General features: G+C 59.4%; 18 protein-coding genes. 11 read left to right on the top strand and 7 right to left on the bottom strand.

Features of this window, described 5'->3' with window-relative positions:
• The first annotated feature begins 53 nt into the window (after positions 1–53).
• Complete coding sequence (locus MHM37_RS07155) at positions 54–890, top strand: MOSC N-terminal beta barrel domain-containing protein (RefSeq protein ID WP_153842295.1); 837 nt, start codon at positions 54–56, stop codon at positions 888–890.
• On the opposite strand, the gene MHM37_RS07150 is transcribed toward MHM37_RS07155, so the two are convergent.
• Positions 850–1755: a DMT family transporter gene (locus MHM37_RS07150; RefSeq protein WP_139525347.1), complete on the bottom strand. Its 906-nt coding sequence runs from the start codon at positions 1753–1755 to the stop codon at positions 850–852. The genes MHM37_RS07155 and MHM37_RS07150 overlap by 41 nt on opposite strands.
• Before the next feature lie 241 nt (positions 1756–1996).
• Between MHM37_RS07150 and MHM37_RS07145 the strand changes: the two genes are divergently transcribed.
• Positions 1997–2419, top strand: coding sequence for an OsmC family protein (locus MHM37_RS07145; protein ID WP_044627904.1), 423 nt, complete (start codon positions 1997–1999; stop codon positions 2417–2419).
• A gap of 136 nt (positions 2420–2555) precedes the next feature.
• On the opposite strand, the gene MHM37_RS07140 is transcribed toward MHM37_RS07145, so the two are convergent.
• On the bottom strand, positions 2556–3035 hold the full coding sequence (locus tag MHM37_RS07140) for a PRC-barrel domain-containing protein (protein WP_239296140.1): 480 nt from the start codon (positions 3033–3035) through the stop codon (positions 2556–2558).
• A gap of 371 nt (positions 3036–3406) precedes the next feature.
• On the opposite strand from MHM37_RS07140, the gene MHM37_RS07135 reads away from it, so the two are divergent.
• Positions 3407–4288 carry a L,D-transpeptidase family protein gene (locus MHM37_RS07135; protein ID WP_231125533.1) on the top strand — a complete coding sequence of 294 codons (882 nt, stop codon included), beginning with the start codon at positions 3407–3409 and terminating at the stop codon, positions 4286–4288.
• A gap of 7 nt (positions 4289–4295) precedes the next feature.
• On the opposite strand, the gene MHM37_RS07130 is transcribed toward MHM37_RS07135, so the two are convergent.
• The 4 genes from MHM37_RS07130 to MHM37_RS07115 are packed head-to-tail and all read right to left on the bottom strand — an operon-like array spanning position 4296 to position 7847.
• Positions 4296–4961, bottom strand: a complete 666-nt coding sequence (locus tag MHM37_RS07130; RefSeq protein ID WP_239296138.1) for a sigma-70 family RNA polymerase sigma factor — start codon at positions 4959–4961, stop codon at positions 4296–4298.
• On the bottom strand, positions 4961–6490 hold the full coding sequence (locus MHM37_RS07125) for an ATP-binding protein (RefSeq protein ID WP_239296136.1): 1530 nt from the start codon (positions 6488–6490) through the stop codon (positions 4961–4963). Before MHM37_RS07125 ends, MHM37_RS07130 begins: the two co-directional genes overlap by 1 nt.
• 20 nt (positions 6491–6510) lie before the next feature.
• A complete protein-coding gene (locus tag MHM37_RS07120; protein ID WP_239296134.1) occupies positions 6511–7179 on the bottom strand; it encodes a 2OG-Fe(II) oxygenase in 669 nt (222 codons plus the stop codon).
• The gene (locus MHM37_RS07115) at positions 7176–7847 is read right to left on the bottom strand and encodes a CoA pyrophosphatase (protein ID WP_139525353.1); all 672 of its coding nucleotides are present in this window, start codon (positions 7845–7847) and stop codon (positions 7176–7178) included. Before MHM37_RS07115 ends, MHM37_RS07120 begins: the two co-directional genes overlap by 4 nt.
• Before the next feature lie 93 nt (positions 7848–7940).
• On the opposite strand from MHM37_RS07115, the gene MHM37_RS07110 reads away from it, so the two are divergent.
• Entirely contained in the window at positions 7941–8498 is a 558-nt protein-coding gene (locus MHM37_RS07110) for an NUDIX hydrolase (protein ID WP_153842301.1), read from the top strand.
• Positions 8499–8533: 35 nt separating this feature from the next.
• On the opposite strand, the gene MHM37_RS07105 is transcribed toward MHM37_RS07110, so the two are convergent.
• A complete protein-coding gene (locus MHM37_RS07105) occupies positions 8534–8845 on the bottom strand; it encodes a YqfO family protein (protein WP_139525355.1) in 312 nt (103 codons plus the stop codon).
• Between the two features lie 121 nt (positions 8846–8966).
• Here MHM37_RS07105 and MHM37_RS07100 point away from each other — a divergent pair, with 121 nt between their 5' ends.
• The 7 genes from MHM37_RS07100 to MHM37_RS07070 all read left to right on the top strand — a co-directional run bounded on the left by MHM37_RS07100 (position 8967) and on the right by MHM37_RS07070 (position 15890).
• Positions 8967–9920 (top strand): sugar-binding transcriptional regulator, encoded by a 954-nt coding sequence (locus MHM37_RS07100; RefSeq protein WP_239296132.1) that lies wholly within the window; start codon positions 8967–8969, stop codon positions 9918–9920.
• A 164-nt stretch (positions 9921–10084) separates the two neighbouring features.
• Entirely contained in the window at positions 10085–11407 is a 1323-nt protein-coding gene (locus MHM37_RS07095; RefSeq protein WP_239296131.1) for a sugar ABC transporter substrate-binding protein, read from the top strand.
• 75 nt (positions 11408–11482) lie between these two features.
• Positions 11483–12373: a sugar ABC transporter permease gene (locus MHM37_RS07090; protein ID WP_139525358.1), complete on the top strand. Its 891-nt coding sequence runs from the start codon at positions 11483–11485 to the stop codon at positions 12371–12373.
• Positions 12374–12405: 32 nt separating this feature from the next.
• The gene (locus MHM37_RS07085) at positions 12406–13257 is read left to right on the top strand and encodes a carbohydrate ABC transporter permease (protein WP_153842304.1); all 852 of its coding nucleotides are present in this window, start codon (positions 12406–12408) and stop codon (positions 13255–13257) included.
• Between the two features lie 11 nt (positions 13258–13268).
• On the top strand, positions 13269–14426 hold the full coding sequence (gene ugpC, locus MHM37_RS07080) for a sn-glycerol-3-phosphate ABC transporter ATP-binding protein UgpC (protein ID WP_139525360.1): 1158 nt from the start codon (positions 13269–13271) through the stop codon (positions 14424–14426).
• On the top strand, positions 14423–15121 hold the full coding sequence (locus tag MHM37_RS07075; protein ID WP_239296130.1) for an HAD-IA family hydrolase: 699 nt from the start codon (positions 14423–14425) through the stop codon (positions 15119–15121). Before ugpC ends, MHM37_RS07075 begins: the two co-directional genes overlap by 4 nt.
• Positions 15105–15890 (top strand): L-iditol 2-dehydrogenase, encoded by a 786-nt coding sequence (locus MHM37_RS07070; RefSeq protein WP_239296129.1) that lies wholly within the window; start codon positions 15105–15107, stop codon positions 15888–15890. Before MHM37_RS07075 ends, MHM37_RS07070 begins: the two co-directional genes overlap by 17 nt.
• Positions 15891–15897: the final 7 nt, after the last annotated feature.

Below are 15897 nucleotides of genomic sequence, written 5' to 3'. Positions count from 1 at the left end.
ACCTCGTTAGGCTAACGGTTCATTTTGCCATGCCCTAGGCGTACGAGGCCGCTGTGAACATTACCCAATTGACGGTTTATCCAGTGAAATCCCTTCGGGGGATCGATGTGACCCAGAGCGAGATTCATGCCCACGGCCTCGCTTGGGATCGCCGTTGGATGCTGGTGGATGCCCAGCAACGCTTCGTCACCCAGCGCCAGCTACCTGCGCTGGCCACGATCACCGTGGCGTTGACCTCCGATGCCCTGGTGCTCTCTCACCCCACCGTCGAGCCGATTTCCATTTCACTGGAAGAGCCCAAGGGCAACTTGCGGCTGGTATCGGTGTGGAGTGATCACTGCAAAGCGCTGCCGGAGAGCGAGGCGGTGTCCGAGTGGCTAGAGGCGGCATTGGGTGAGTCGGCCAAGGGTGTGAGTCTGGTGCGTTTCGCCACTACCTTTACACGGGCGGTGGAAGACGATTTTCTGGCCGGTGGCGAGGCGCACACCTACTTTGCCGATGGTTATCCCTTTTTGATCACCACTACCGGTTCGCTGGATGCGTTGAACAACGCGCTGGTGGCGGGCGGCAATACACCGGTGCCCATGAATCGGTTTCGGCCCAATATCGTGGTGGATTGCGACGAGGCCTGGCAAGAGGATGGTTGGGCGACGATCGAGAACGGCAGCTATCAGCTCACCCTGCGTAAACCCTGCCAGCGCTGCAAAATCACCACCGTCGACCAGCAGACCGGCACGATTCCTACTCAAGCCGAGCCACTGAAAACGCTGCTGGCACTGAATACCCAACCCCACTTGAAGGGCGCGCACTTTGGCCAAAACGCCACGTTGACGGCGGGGGAAGGTAGCGTCATTCGTGTGGGGGAGGCGGTCTCCGTAACGCCCCGCTAGGCCTAAAACGTAGCATTTTCGTGGCAATGGCAGTGCCCAGTAGGGTAATCACCATCCCCGCAATGACCTGTAGACTCAGCGTTTCATCCAGTAGCCAATAGCCCCACAGCAGGGCGCTAACGGGGACTAAGAAGGTGACCGTCGAGGCTGCCGTTGCGCCCGCGCTTGCCAGTAAACCAAAGTAGAGCAAGAACGCCAGTGTCGTGCTGAGCATGGCCAACGCCAGCGCGTTGCCCCACGCCAAGGGGCTGATGGGGTCGCTTGGCCACAGCAGCACGCCGGGAATCAGTAGCACCAGGGCCGACATGGCACTGCTGCCCGCGGCAAGCACCCGCGTAGGCAAATGGCCCAGGCGCGTTTTGGAATAGTTGCCCGCGATGCCGTAGCAGAACGTGGCGCCGAGGATCGCGATGATGAACCAGCCGTCGCCGCCGAGTGCGAAGTCCAGTCTGTCTGCCGAGAGCACGTACACCCCCAACAGCGCGAGCGCCAATCCCAAGTACTGCTGGCGTTGCACAGGGGTCGCAAAGAAGGCGGCGCCCAGCAGGGCAGTGAAAATGGGGGTCGTTGCATTGATGAGCGAGGTAAAGCCTGCCTCTAGCCGAGTAGTGGCCAGGGCCAGTAGCGAAAAAGGCAGCACGTGGTTGACTACCCCGAGCAGCAGCAGCGGCCCCTTATGCTGCCAAATCAGACGCACGTAGTGCAGGCTCAGCAGCAGCGGCAGTAGCAGCAGAGCGCCAATGCCCATTCGTACCAACACCAGCGGTATCGGGCCGAACTCGGGCGCCGCGACGCGCATAAAGATGAACGACAATCCCCATAACGAAGAGAGCAGTAGCAAGCGCAGCGTATCGGCCGATGACATGGAGTGTCCTTACCGTGGTATGTCGGTCTTTTTAAAGAGATGAACAGCTTAACGACAAAGCCACCGCCAGCGAATCCTTTTTATTGTCCGCAGTGAAGCGCCAGCAGTTTTATCGTCGGGGTTTAGAGGTTTCGACAGCCACATAGAATCGCTGCTAAGAATCAGCTACGCTGAATGAGCACCGAACGTAACCCTGCGTTCATCCTGCGAGAAGCACACTACCCTAGGAAAGGAGAACAGAATGGATAGTAAAGCAAGCGCACATTGGGAAGGGGGTTTGAAAGATGGCCAAGGCAAAGTCGCCACGGAAAGCGGCGTACTGGATGCAGGTTACTCCTTCAAACAGCGTTTCGAAGGCGAGCCCGGCACCAACCCAGAAGAGTTGATCGGCGCCGCACATGCCAGCTGTTTCTCGATGGCCCTATCGATGATCCTGGGTGAGAAAGGCTACACCGCCGACGCCATCGATACCCAGGCAAAAGTCACGCTGTCGCAAAGCGATGCCGGTTTTGATATCTCCAGCATTCACCTAGACGTGGAAGCCAGCGTGAGCGGTGCCGACGACGCTGCTTTTCAGGAAGCCGCCGAAACCGCCAAGGCCAACTGCCCAGTATCTAAAGTCCTCAAGGCCGATATCACGATGTCTGCCAAGTTGAAAGGCTAATATCTGGCGCTGCCTTAGGGCAGCGCTTGGCAGCGTGTTGTATACCGTTGTCGCCACTCACATACGAGAAGGGCCTTGCCGAATGGCAAGGCCCTTTTTGCGAGCAATGGCTGCTATGTACTCGTTAAAGTACCGCTTAGCTCTGTGTGTCGCGCATCTCGTTAGCGTTGTCTTCGCTATTGTTCATCTCGGTGTCGCGCTCGGTGCGAAGATCATCGTTGCGCTCGTACTCCTGGGCTTCCTGGAGGGCTTCTTCAGAGGCGTTGACGGAGATGACGTACTCTTCGTTATCTTCACCCTTCGTCAGTTCCAGAGAGTCCCATTCGATGGCGACGTTCTTTTCGCCCATCCCTAGAAAACCGCCGACACCAACGACCACGGCGTTGATTTTGCCGTCTTCATCGATTATCAAATCGTTGATGGTACCAATGTCTTCGTCGTTTTCGACACTGCTGCGCACTTGGTTACCCGTGAGCGAGTCAGAGTGAAAAGTGTTGTCTGGGGCATGGGTCAGGTAAGACGCTTCCATACCATTGCCGCCCTCATTGGCCTGAGCGATGCCTGCCGTAGCCATCAGCGCTGGAAGGATGAGGGTAGTCAGAAAGGTCGGTTTCATCGTGATTGCTCCTTGCGTGGTGATGAAGAGGTCTCACTGTGCGTGGCACCTCTTTGTCCGAAGTTGCCCTGCACCTCGCTGTGCAAGGACACTTCTCAAGGTAGGTGCTGAGACGTTCTTTGCAATCGCTGTGTCAAACTCTTAATAAATATCAAGAAAATGCTAGAGAAAGATTAAACGGCTGCGACAGTCTGGCGAATTGACCCGCTGCCTGTGGCTGTGCATATTCATTTTCATCGTCATCAAGATCGCCGTAGAGCGATAGCGACATAGAGAGAGATTTTCCAATGACCCTGACAGACCCTTCATGGCTGTTTCAGCCATTGAAACAGCGCTTGGCTGGCGGTGTTGTGGCATTAGGCGCTTGGCTGATGACAGCCAGCGCGATCGCCAACGATACTGAGCTGCCGAAAGGCCATTTTTTACTGCCCGAGTCGGGCAATATGGTGGGCGAAGTGTATACCGTCACTGCGAGTGAAGAGGACACGCTGCTGGATATTGCCCGAGCGCATAACGTGGGCTATGAAGAGATCCGCATGGCTAACCCGGACGTGAGTCTATGGGTGCCTGGCGAAGGCACCGAGGTCACCATTCCGGGGCAGTTCATCCTTCCTGACGAGCCTCGCACTGGTATCGTGATCAACGTCGCCGAGCTGCGCATGTACTACTACCCCGAGGCCGAAGATGGCCATGCTCCCCGTGTCGAAACCTATCCCATCGGCATTGGCCGCGATGCCTACAATACGCCGTTGGGTATCACCGAAACCACCATGCGCTTGGAAAATCCGGCATGGTACCCACCTGAGTCGATCCGCCGCGAGGCCGCCGAGCGTGGTGACCCGCCGCCTGCGGTCGTACCGCCTGGACCGGATAACCCGCTGGGTCAATATGCCATTTTGTTGGATATTCCCGGTTATCTGATTCATGGCACCAATCAACCTGACGGGATTGGTATGCGCGCCAGCCGCGGCTGTATTCGCATGCACCCCGAGGATATTGAGTCAGTCTTCTGGCGTGTGCCAGTGGGCACCCAAGTGAACATCATCGATGCGCCGATCAAGTTGGGATGGGACGTCGGAGGCGACGCCTACATTCAGGCGTTCACGGCGACCGATGAGCAGGCGTTTGGTATGGAGACGCTATTGAATGTAGTGAGCCTGATCGAAGCGCATGAAGGTGAAGGTCGCGCGAACTACGAGCAGGTGAGCCGCGTCTTGGAAGACGCCAACGGCCAGATCGTGCCACTTAGCTAACCAACGATCAGTCGACATCAGGCGGCAACGCGGGGACCAACGAGAGCGCTACCGCCTGACGCACTAAGGCAGCCACGTTGGCTGCCCCCATCGCTTTCATGGCACGCAGCCGATAGACCTCGACGGTTTTGGCGCTGATGCCCATGTGATCGGCGATTTCACGGCTGGTCATGCCCTCTGCAACATGCTGCACGATGCGCTGCTCTTTGGGGCGCAGGGCGTCGAACTCTGTTTGTAATCGTGCCAGTGCCTGGGTCTGTTGATGCTGCTGTTCGGTATGGCTGAGCGCTTGCTGCACTACATCGATGAGCTGCTGATGATTGAAGGGCTTCTCGATAAAGTCGAGTGCGCCGTTCTTCAGTGCTGCCACCGCCATGGGAACGTCGCCGTGACCGGTCATCATGATGAGGGGCAGGCGGCTGCCCTGGTCAACGAGCTGTTGTTGCACCTGAAGACCGCTCATACCCGGCATGCGCACGTCCAGCAGTAGCGCGCCAAAGGCTTCGTGCTCCGTGGTTAAAAAGGCGTCACCGCTGGCGAAAGCGCGGGAGGTGAGCCCTACTGATTCCAATAGCCACACCAGCGATTCCCGAAGCGCGTCGTCGTCATCGACCACCGCGATGGCGCTAGTCTTGGGCGAAGAGGCAGTCGTAGGCGCGTTAGCCGAGGACATCAAACGTCGGTCTCCGTGCGTAGAAATACGTCAAAACAGGCTCCTTTAGCGCTGTCGGCACGCAAAGCAAGCGCCCCCCCCATGCTTTCCACCAGTGTGCGGCTAATGGCTAGCCCCATGCCAAGCCCTTCATCACGGGTGGTAAAAAAAGCGTCAAAAATCATGGGCTGATACCTCGGGTCGACCCCCGGCCCTTCGTCCTCCACGCTTAGCGTGATTTGTCGCTGGCCGCTTCGCCGTGCGCTGACGCGCACTGTTTTGGCATCAACCACTCGACGGCTGGCAGTCAGCGCATTCAGCAATAAATTAACGATGACCTGTTCCAAGGCAATCGCGTCGCCGTAGATCCGCGGCAGCCCAGCGGGAAGCTTTACCGTTAGACCCACCGCTGCCTGTTGGTACTGCCAGTCGCAGAGCCCGCAGGCGGCCGTCACTACGTCAGCCAACACCAGTGGGCGTACTTGATGGCTACGCTTTTGGACGAAGCTGCGCAGATGCCGCAGCCGCTGAGCGAGGCGCTGTACCTGCTCGTCGATGCGCTCTAGAGGTAGTTGAAGCTCGCTGGCGAGGGGCGTGGGTTGCTGCTGGCACTTTAGCAACGCGCCGCTGGTATAGTTGGCAATCGCGCCGAGAGGCTGGTTCAATTCGTGGGCGATATTGGAGGCCAGTTCCCCCGCCGCGGCCAGTCGGTTGGCGTGAGCAATCTGCTCCTGATGGCGTCGCGCCTGGGCGTCAGCGGCTTTGCGGGCGCTGATATCACGATTCACCAAGGCGTAGTGGCCGGGCGTGGCCCCCCGGCTGCGATGGGCCAGTACCACGCTGAGCACCGGCACGCTGCCGTTCTCGCTGCACATCTCCAATTCCCCGCTCCAGGAGCCGTAGCGTTCGACGGCTGGAAACACCACCTCGATGAGCAAGCGCAGCGACTCGGCTTGATACAGCGCGCTTAGCGCCGTAGGCGACGCCGCGGGTAGGGCAAAGCAGCGGCGGGCGGCTTCGTTGGCACTGAATACCTGCTGGTCCGGCCCTAAAAACAGCACGTAGTCAGTAGTGGATTCGACGACTTGGGCCAAGCGCTCGCGGGTGGCTTCTGCTTCGATACGTCGGCCGACGTCGCGGGAGACGCACAAAATATCGATCAGCTCACCGGTGTAAGTGTCTCGCCGGGTACGGCTGGTGGTTTCGAACCATACGTAGTGGCCTGCCTTGGCACGAAACCGATAGGTTTGCTGATAGAAGCCATCGTGATAGTACACCCGCGGCGACTTGTTGAGCAGGTCGCTCAAATCTGACGGGTGAAACAGCTGATACGCAGAGACGCCGATAAGTTCATCCGGCTCATAGCCCAGCAGCTCCCGAGCGGCTTGGGACGCATACAGAAACGTGCCGTCTCGGGCGTGGCGTGAAATGAGATCCGTCGTGCTCTCGGCCAGCCACTGATAGTGGCACTTCTCCTCTTCGAGTGCGGCGTTGCGCGCTTCCAGGGTCGCCACTTTTGCCGCTAGGATAGCCTCTCTTTCAGCACTCACGGGCTCGTCTCGCTCATCGTTTAGCGGGCAGGGTCTAACACGCCACCCATGGAGGCGTTGCGACGGAACCAACCTGCAATGCTGGCGCGGGGCTGGCGGGTGGGGAGCACTTCATGGGGAATGGTTTCCGATAAAAAGCAGGCAAAGGTGCCAGCTTCGGGTACCACCCGGGCCACTTCCAGAGTGGGGTCATCGGGGTGGTAAATCACCATTTCGCCACCGCCGTCGCTCGGCCAGTTGGGGTTCAAGTAGCCGACGGTGGAAATCACTCGGTTGGCCCGCCCGCGAAAGCTGTCCAGGTGCCGCTGGTAGAAGGCACCGGCAGGGTAGTGGGCAAAGTGGGCTTCGTACTCGAACAGACCCAAAAACAGCGCTTGATTCAGCGACTGCTGCAGCTCTGCCATGGCATCCAGATAGCGGCGCTGGGCGTCGCTTTCGCGATCGAGCCAGTGGATGGCGTCGCCGCGGATGTCTTTACGCAGGTGGTGCTGTTGGCCTCGCCCAATGCCCGCCTCATCCAGCGCGTCACGCTCGGCCAAGAGATGGATTTCCCGGTGCAGTGATTGGCAAAGCGCTGGGTCGATCACGCCTTTACCGACGTACCACCCCCGTTCCACCAGTGCGTCTACGAGCGCCAAGTGGGCCTGGGGCGTGAGGGCTGGCGTATCCATGTCAGGCGTTGCAATCATTTCGTTGATCTCGTAGCGGGGTCGCGCTTGGCCGTAGCCGAGCGACGGCTAGTGGGGGTACGGCGTTCAGGGTAGTGGCGTAGGGCGCCGGGCGGGCGCTGATAAAGGTCAATCTCCATTCCAAAACCCTCGGCCAACAGCTCCACCAACATCATGGCAGATAATCCCCAAATCACGTGACCATCGACGTGATAGCTGGGCACATAGTGCGCGACGCCATCGACGGTGATCACATCGGTATGGGTGCGCTGGTCGTCTAAAAAGTGGCTGAGCGGGACCTCGAAGATGGCGTCCAGCTCGCCAGGGTCGGCGACCAGCGGCAGGTCTGGCGGAATCAGGCCGACCCAAGGCGTCACGCGAATGCCGTGAAGCGAAATCACATCCGACAGTCGCCCGAGCGGTTGCACTTGGCCAGGCGCCAGCGCAATCTCTTCTTCTGCTTCTCTCAAGGCGGTGGCGTATAGGTCGGCATCGTCCGGTTCGCGTTTGCCGCCTGGAAAAGCGACCTGACCTCGGTGGGTCGTCAAGTGGCTGGCCCGGCGTGTGAACAGCAGGGTAGGAGCAGGGCGCTCGACGATGGGCATGAGCACGGCCGCCTCCGGCAGCGCTATGTGGTCTAGCCGTTGAGGGGTATGCTGTTGCAGCCGTTTGCGCAGTTTCTCTAACATAGGCGTCTCTTTACTTTGCTCTCTTTTACCCAGCCACGGTGATCATCGTCAAGCACGTTGATGCCCCGACCCACCAGCCGTAGAGAAAACGCGATGAACTTTTGTAGTCAGTGTGGTGAGAAAGTCCGGTTTGCCGTTCCCGAAGGCGACGATCGCCCCCGCTACCTGTGCGACGGCTGTGGCACGATCCACTATCAGAACCCACGCATCGTGGCGGGTACGCTGCCGATCAGTGGCTCCAAAGTACTGCTTTGCAAACGGGCGATATCGCCTCGAAAAGGGTACTGGACGCTACCGGCGGGGTACATGGAAAACGCCGAAACCACCCAGCAGGCCGCTATGCGAGAAACCTGGGAGGAGGCGTTTGCCGAGGTCGCCCTTGGGGACCTGTACACGCTGATTGACCTGCCGCATATCAACCAAGTCTATATGATTTTTCGTGCCGACTTGGTGGGGAGCTTCGACGCAGGGCCGGAGAGTCTCGAAGTGGCGCTCTTCGAGGAGCACGAGATTCCCTGGGATGCGCTGGCGTTTCCCACCATCGAGAGGACGCTGCGTCACTATTATGCTGACCGTGAAAGCGCCATATTTCCGCTGCATATCAGTAAGATCACGCCCGAGGATCGCGAGCGCTACTTCGGCAGCGCCTAGATCGTTCGCTTCGCGCATTCGTCTAGTCCATGCGCTTACAGGTCGGCGAGCTGCCACACGTCGTAGGCCACTTCTTCATAGGGGTGAGCCAGCTTGAGCGCAGCAATGGCGGCGCGGATATGCTCGTCGGCGCACACCATCTCGATTTTGAACTCGTCGACCGTTTCCAGCGTGCCGACCTGTCCAATATGAGGTTCGGCGCCCGCCATCGGTCGAAACTGACCGGTGCCGCGGGAGTGAAAGCAGACATGCTCGTAGTCGCCAATGCGACCGGCACCCGCCTCGAAGACGGCGCGTTTGACGCTATCGGCATTCTCAATGGGAACGAAAAACGCAAGTTTATACATGGCCACCTCTGTGCATCGGGAATAAGACGTCGCTGCCCATGTTAGCGGATCGGACACTACTGGTCTTGGCGAAGGCTTTGTATGATGAGGTTTTTTTAACGACAAGGCGGCGAGCCCAGTCATGGATAAGTTCGAAGTAAAACTGGATCAGGCGGCGAGAGCTGCCTGGATGTCCTATGTCGGTGGCATGACCCAGGACGAGATTGCCAGCCAACTTGGCGTCTCACGCCCCGGTGTTCAGCGTTTACTGGCCCTGGCGCGCCAAGAGGGGTTGGTGAAAGTGCATATCGACCACCCCATCTCGACCTGTATGGCGCTCGGAAGCACGCTGCGTGAGCGTTTTCAACTGACCTACTGTGACGTGGTGCCAGCAGACACCCAGGCCCCTGACAGTGCTGCCTACTACTTGGCCGTAGCAGGGGCAGAGCGCATTGCCCGTCTGGTGGAGCGCAGCGAGCCGTTAACGCTGTCGCTGGGAACGGGACGTTCGGTGCGCGCCGCGGTGGAAGCGTTGAGCCGCGTGGAGCGGCCGCAGCATCGTTTTGTCTCGCTGGTGGGCAACGTGGCGCGTGATGGTTCCGCCAACCGCTATGACGCCGTGATGGTGCTGGCGGATAAAACCGGCGGCGAGCGTTTTTTGCTTCCCGCTCCGGTCGTCGCGGCGTCACTGGCGGAAAAAGAGGCCATGCTCTCGCAGCGTTTGTTCAAAGCGATTGCCGACGTGGCGCGGGAGTCGGAAGCCGCCTTTATCGGTATTGGTCGCATCGATCGTCGAGCCACGCTGTTTCAAGATCACTTCATCAGTGAAACCGAGCTGGGTGAGCTACTGGGCCGAGAGGCCGTGGGGGAGCTGTTGGGTTGGCCGCTGAACCGCCGTGGCGAGGTGGTGGACTGCTCGATCACCCGGCGCGTGACTAGCCTGCCGCTTGAACGCTTTGGCAAACATCTGATGGTAGGCATTGCCGGTGGCCGGGATAAAGCCCCCGCCATTTTAGCCGCGCTGCGCGGCGGCTGGTTGAAAGGGTTGGTCACCGATGAGATTGCCGCCCGACACATCGTGGAGGCAATGGAGTGAAGCGCGACTTCGCGCCTGCAACATGCAAACGATTGAATGCATTAGCGTAAAGTCTAACGCGGCAGGCTTTGCTTTTTTTTGGCCTGCATACGATCATTTGTTCGGTTGATGATCAATAAGATCAAGGCAACAACAATGCCAATATTTGCCAAGAGGAGTGCTGTATGCGTCTCGCGCGTCATTTACCCGTCACGACCCTAGCCGCTGCCGTTGCGGTAGCTGGCCAAGCCCAGGCTCAAACCGAGATCACCGTCGCGACGGTGAACAATAACGACATGGTCATCATGCAGAGCCTGACCGACGCCTTTGAACAAGCGCATCCTGAGATCACGCTGGACTGGGTGGTGCTCGAGGAGAACGTGCTGCGTCAGCGTATGACCACGGACATTGCCACCGGCGGTGGGCAATTCGACGTCATGACCATCGGCACTTACGAAGTGCCCATTTGGGCGGAGCGTGGCTGGCTAGAGCCGCTGGACGACCTGCCTGACGACTACAACGAAGACGATCTGCTGGCATCGGTGCGCGATGGCTTGAGCCTAAACGGTACGCTGCACGCCCTGCCGTTCTACGCGGAAAGCTCGATGATGTATTACCGCACCGATCTATTCGAGCAGGCAGGCATCGAGATGCCCGAGCAGCCCACCTGGTCGCAGGTGCGTGACTGGGCCGAACAGCTCCACGGTAGCGAAGAGGGCCTTGCGGGTATCTGTTTGCGCGGTAAGCCGGGCTGGGGCGAGAACATGGCCTTCGTCTCGACGCTGGTAAACACCTTCGGTGGACGCTGGTTCGATGAGCAGTGGAACCCAGAGCTCAACTCCGAGGACTGGAATGAGGCAATTGCGTTCTACGTAGATCTGCTTGGCAACTATGGCCCGCCCGGCGCCAGCTCCAACGGCTTTAACGAGAACCTCGCGCTCTTCTCCCGCGGCAACTGCGCGATGTGGGTCGATGCTACCTCGGCGGCTGGCAAGCTCTACGACGAGAACGAATCCGACGTAGCCGACACGCTGGGCTTTGCACCCGCGCCCATCGCGGAAACCCCCAAAGGCTCCCACTGGCTGTGGTCCTGGGCGCTCGCCATCCCAGCCTCCTCTGAGCATAAAGAGGCTGCGCAGGCGTTCATCACTTGGGCCACATCCCAGGAGTACATCGAGCTAGTCGGTGACACCAACGGTTGGACCAGCGTACCGCCTGGCACCCGCGAGTCTACCTATGCTAACGAGCAGTACACCTCCGCCGCGCCGTTTGCTGGCTTCGTACTGAACGCCATTCAAGAAGCCGACCCCACCGACGCCACCCTTGAGCCGAACCCCTATGTGGGCGTGCAGTTCGTCGGTATCCCCGAGTTCCAGTCGATTGGGACGCAGGTTGGCCAGACCATTGCTGCGGCACTTACCGGCGATACATCGGTTGAACAGGCGCTGGATAGCGCCCAACGCGCCACCGAACGCACCATGCAACGGGCGGGCTATATCGAACGTTAAAGGCACTCCCGCGCCTGCCCGGTCCTGGGCAGGCGTTGCTGGTGGTTCTCGCAGGTCTTTCTTGCAGGTATTTACATGAATAGAACACGTGCTTCTGGCCGGACGGTCGGCGGGCTGAGGACGCTGTCGCTTCAAGCGCCCGCCGTCACGCTGTTGCTGCTCTGGATGATCGTGCCTTTAGGCATGACCCTCTGGTTCTCTTTTCAGCGCTACAACCTGCTGATGCCCGGCATGACCGGCTTTGCCGGGTTGGAGAACTACGAGTATCTGCTCACCGACCCCGCGCTCTGGTCGGCCATGGGCACCACGCTGCTGCTGGTGGGCTGGGTGCTGGTGGTCACCGTTGTAGGCGGCACGCTGTTGGCGGTGCTGTTTCAACAGGAGTTTGCCGGGCAGGGTATCGCCCGCGTACTGGCGATCTCTCCCTTCTTCGTCATGCCAACGGTCAGCGCGCTGGTGTGGAAAAACATGATGATGCACCCCTCCAATGGGGTCCTGGCATGGCTGGCGGAGTCGTTAGGGCTCCCCGCGCTGGACTGGTTCTCGTCGCTACCGCTGACCTCCATCATCATTATCGTCTCGTGGCAGTGGCTGCCGTTCGCGCTCCTCATTCTACTCACGGCCATGCAATCGCTGGATGAGGACCAGGTGGAGGCCGCCCGGATGGATGGCGCAGGGCCGCTGGCGATTTTTTTCTTCATCACGCTGCCGCATCTCAAGCGTGCTATTAGCGTGGTGATCATGATCGAAATGATCTTCCTGCTGACGATTTTTGCCGAGATATTCGTCACCACCTCCGGCGGGCCGGGGCTCGCGACGACCAACTTGGCTTATTTGATCTATATCCAAGCGCTGCTGGATTTCGATGTGGGCATGGCCTCGGCGGGTGGGGTGATCGCCATCATTCTCGCCAATATCGTCGCGATTTTCCTTGTCCGCATGGTCGCTAAGAACTTAGAAGACTGACCCCGGCACCAGGGCGTCTTGGGAGCATTTCAATGACAACGCATCGTAATAGCGCACCAGCACACACTCGCTCGTTGCCGATGAGGCAACTGGTGCTCACCCTGTTGGGCTGGACCATCGCGCTGATCATCTTTTTTCCCATCCTCTGGATGGTGCTGACGGGGTTCAAAACCGAGACAGCGGCGATTGCCGATCCCAGCTTTATTTTTTCGCCCACCCTGGAAAGCTATCAGGCGGTACAGGACCGCTCGGGCTACGCCCGCTTTGCACTAAATAGCGTAGCCGTGGCGTTTGGCTCGACCTTTTTAGCGCTGCTGATCGCCATTCCCTCGGCCTACGCCATGGCGTTTTTACCTACCAAGCGCACCAAGGGCACGTTGCTGTGGATGCTCTCCACCAAGATGCTGCCTCCGGTGGGTGTTTTGGTGCCTATCTATCTGATTTTTAGAGATGTCGGGCTGCTGGATACCCGTACCGGGCTGATCATCGTCTATACCCTGATGAACCTGCCCATCGTGGTGTGGATGCTCTACACCTTCTTCAAAGACATGCCCAAAGACATCCTCGAAGCGGGCCGGATGGACGGTGCCTCTACGTTGCAGGAAGTGTTTTTCCTGCTGTTACCGCTCACGCTGCCGGGCATTGCCTCTACCGGGTTACTGTCGGTGATTTTGAGCTGGAACGAGGCGTTCTGGAGCCTCAACTTAACGTCGTCGAAAGCCGCGCCATTGACCGCCTACATTGCTTCCTTCTCGAGTCCTGAAGGGCTGTTTTGGGCCAAGCTGTCGGCGGCGTCCACCATGGCTATTGCCCCCATCCTGATCCTCGGTTGGCTGACCCAAAAACAAATGGTGCGTGGCCTGACCTTTGGCGCCGTCAAGTAAAGGAGTTCCCCATGGCGACCTTACAACTCAAGAACATTACCAAGCGGTTTGGCGACACCCAGGTCATCAAAGGTATCGATCTCGACGTGAATGATCGTGAGTTCGTGGTGTTCGTTGGCCCCTCGGGCTGCGGTAAATCCACGCTGATGCGCATGATCGCGGGGTTGGAGAGCGCCAGCGACGGCGATATTCTCATCGATGGCCAGCGCATGAACGACGTGGGACCCGCCGACCGTGGATTGGCAATGGTGTTTCAGAGCTATGCGCTTTACCCGCACATGACCGTCGAGGGCAACATGGGCTTTAGCATGCGCTTGGCTGGCGTGCCCAAAAAAGAGCGCCGCGCCAAAGTGCTGGAAGCCGCCAAGATCCTTCAGCTCGAGCCGCTGTTGGACCGCAAGCCCAAAGCGCTGTCCGGCGGCCAGCGCCAGCGGGTGGCGATTGGCCGGGCGATCGTGCGTAACCCCAGCATCTTCCTGTTCGACGAGCCGCTTTCCAACCTAGACGCGGCGCTGCGTGTGCAGATGCGTATCGAGCTGGCGCGGCTGCATGAAGAGCTGGATGCCACGATGATTTACGTGACCCACGACCAGATAGAAGCCATGACCATGGCCGATAAAATCGTCGTGTTGCACGATGGCGTGGTGGAGCAGGTGGGCTCGCCCATGGCGCTCTATCACCATCCGCGTAACCGCTTCGTGGCGGGCTTTATTGGCTCGCCCAAGATGAACTTCTTCAGCGTCGAGCAGCGCTCCATTGGCGATGACGGTGTCACCGTGCGCCTGCCCGGCGGGCGGCCGTGCACCATTCCCGTCTCGGGCGAAGGGCTCGCCAGCGACGAAGCGCTGGAGCTAGGTATTCGTCCTGAGCACCTACAGTTGGATGAAAACGGCCCGCTGAGTGGCCAAATCAAAGTGTTGGAGCGCTTGGGCGGGCAGACCTCACTCTACGTGCAGATGGGCGAGCTGCTCATCACCCTCATGGCCGATGGCGACGTGGCCTACCGGGTGAACGATACCGTGCAGTTTGGCTTTGCCGCCGAGCGTGCTCATCTGTTCGATGCCCAAGGTTTGGCGCTAGAAAGCCTGTCACAGCACCCGCTGGCCAGCCTGACCCGCCAGGATAACCGTGCGGCGACCGAGACGCCTACGCCCGGAGCGCAGGTATGAAGGTGCTGATTTTTGATTGCGATGGCGTTCTGGTGGACAGCGAAGCCCTGGCGGAAGAGACCTTGGAAACCCACCTTGTGCAGTGGCTGCCGGATCTGGATATTCCCTCGCTGCTCAGCCAAGCCCTGGGCATGACGACCGCCGACATCCTAAAGCACTTGGCGCAGTTAAGCCGCCATCCGCTGCCGTCCAATGCCTCTGAAGTCGTCGATAGCGCTATAGAAGCGCGTCTAGCGCGAGAACTCACCGCTATTGAAGGGGTTCACGACGCTGTGAGCGGTATCGATTTACCCAAAGCCGTGGTCTCCAACAGCCGCCGCTGCCGCGTGCTGGCATCGCTCGCCACGACACAATTGAAAGAGGCGCTGGGCGACGTCCCCATTTTCACCGCCGAGCAGGTCGACAACCCCAAACCGGACCCCGCGATTTATCGCCTGGCGGCAAGCGAGTTGGGTTGCCCGCCCAGCCGCTGCCTAGTGGTCGAAGACAGCGTGGCAGGGGTGAGCGCTGCCCATGCCGCCGGCATGCGGGTGATTGGCTTCGTGGGCGCCAGCCATATCGACGACGAGCAGTCTAACCGCCTGCTCGCGGCGGGTGCGTGGCGAATTTTGCCCCATATGCGTGGGCTCAACGCCTTGGTCGACGAGTGGCAACTACATCTGCAAGGAAACGATAACAATGAAACTGCTCGATAAACGTGCCGTGATTACCGGCGGTGCCCGTGGCATCGGGCTCGCCATTGCCCAGCGCTACCTGGCCGAAGGAGCCCAGGTGGTGGTGGCCGATATCGATGCCAACGCCATCGAAGACGCGCTCGCCACGCTGCAGCAGGATGCCAGCGCCGAGCGGGTGATGGGCGTGGTGCTGAACGTGTGTGACCAAGGCTCCATCGATGCCATGGTGGAGAGCGTCACCGAGCGCTTTGGCGGCATTGATATTTTGGTCAATAACGCGGCGGTGTTCGATATGGCGCCGGTGCTGGACGTGACCCAGGCCAGCTTCGACAAGCAGTTTGCGGTGAACACCAAGGGCATGTTTTTCACCCTGCAGGCCGTGGCCCGCGCCATGGTGGCCCAAGGCCAGGGGGGTAAGATCATCAATATGGCCTCCCAGGCGGGTAGACGAGGCGAGCCGCTAGTGAGCGTTTACTGTGCTAGCAAAGCCGCCGTGATTAGCCTGACCCAGTCCTGCGGTCTCGATTTGATCAAACACCACATCAATGTGAATGGCATTGCCCCCGGCGTAGTGGATACCCCGATGTGGGAAGAGGTCGATGCGCTGTTCGCCCACTACGAGAACCGCCCGCTGGGTGAGAAAAAGCGCTTAGTGGGCGAGGCGGTGCCCTATGGCCGTATGGGGTTGCCGGAAGATCACACCGGCGCCGCCGTGTTTCTCGCCAGCCAGGATAGCGATTACGTTGTCGCCCAAACCCTGAACGTCGATGGCGGCAACTGGATGAGCTAAGACGCCC

The sequence above is a fragment of the Halomonas sp. MMH1-48 genome (assembly GCF_022348105.1).
Lineage (GTDB): Bacteria > Pseudomonadota > Gammaproteobacteria > Pseudomonadales > Halomonadaceae > Vreelandella > Vreelandella piezotolerans.
Note: the sequence above shows the minus strand (reverse complement) of the source record. Positions and strands in the feature narration are given on the sequence as shown.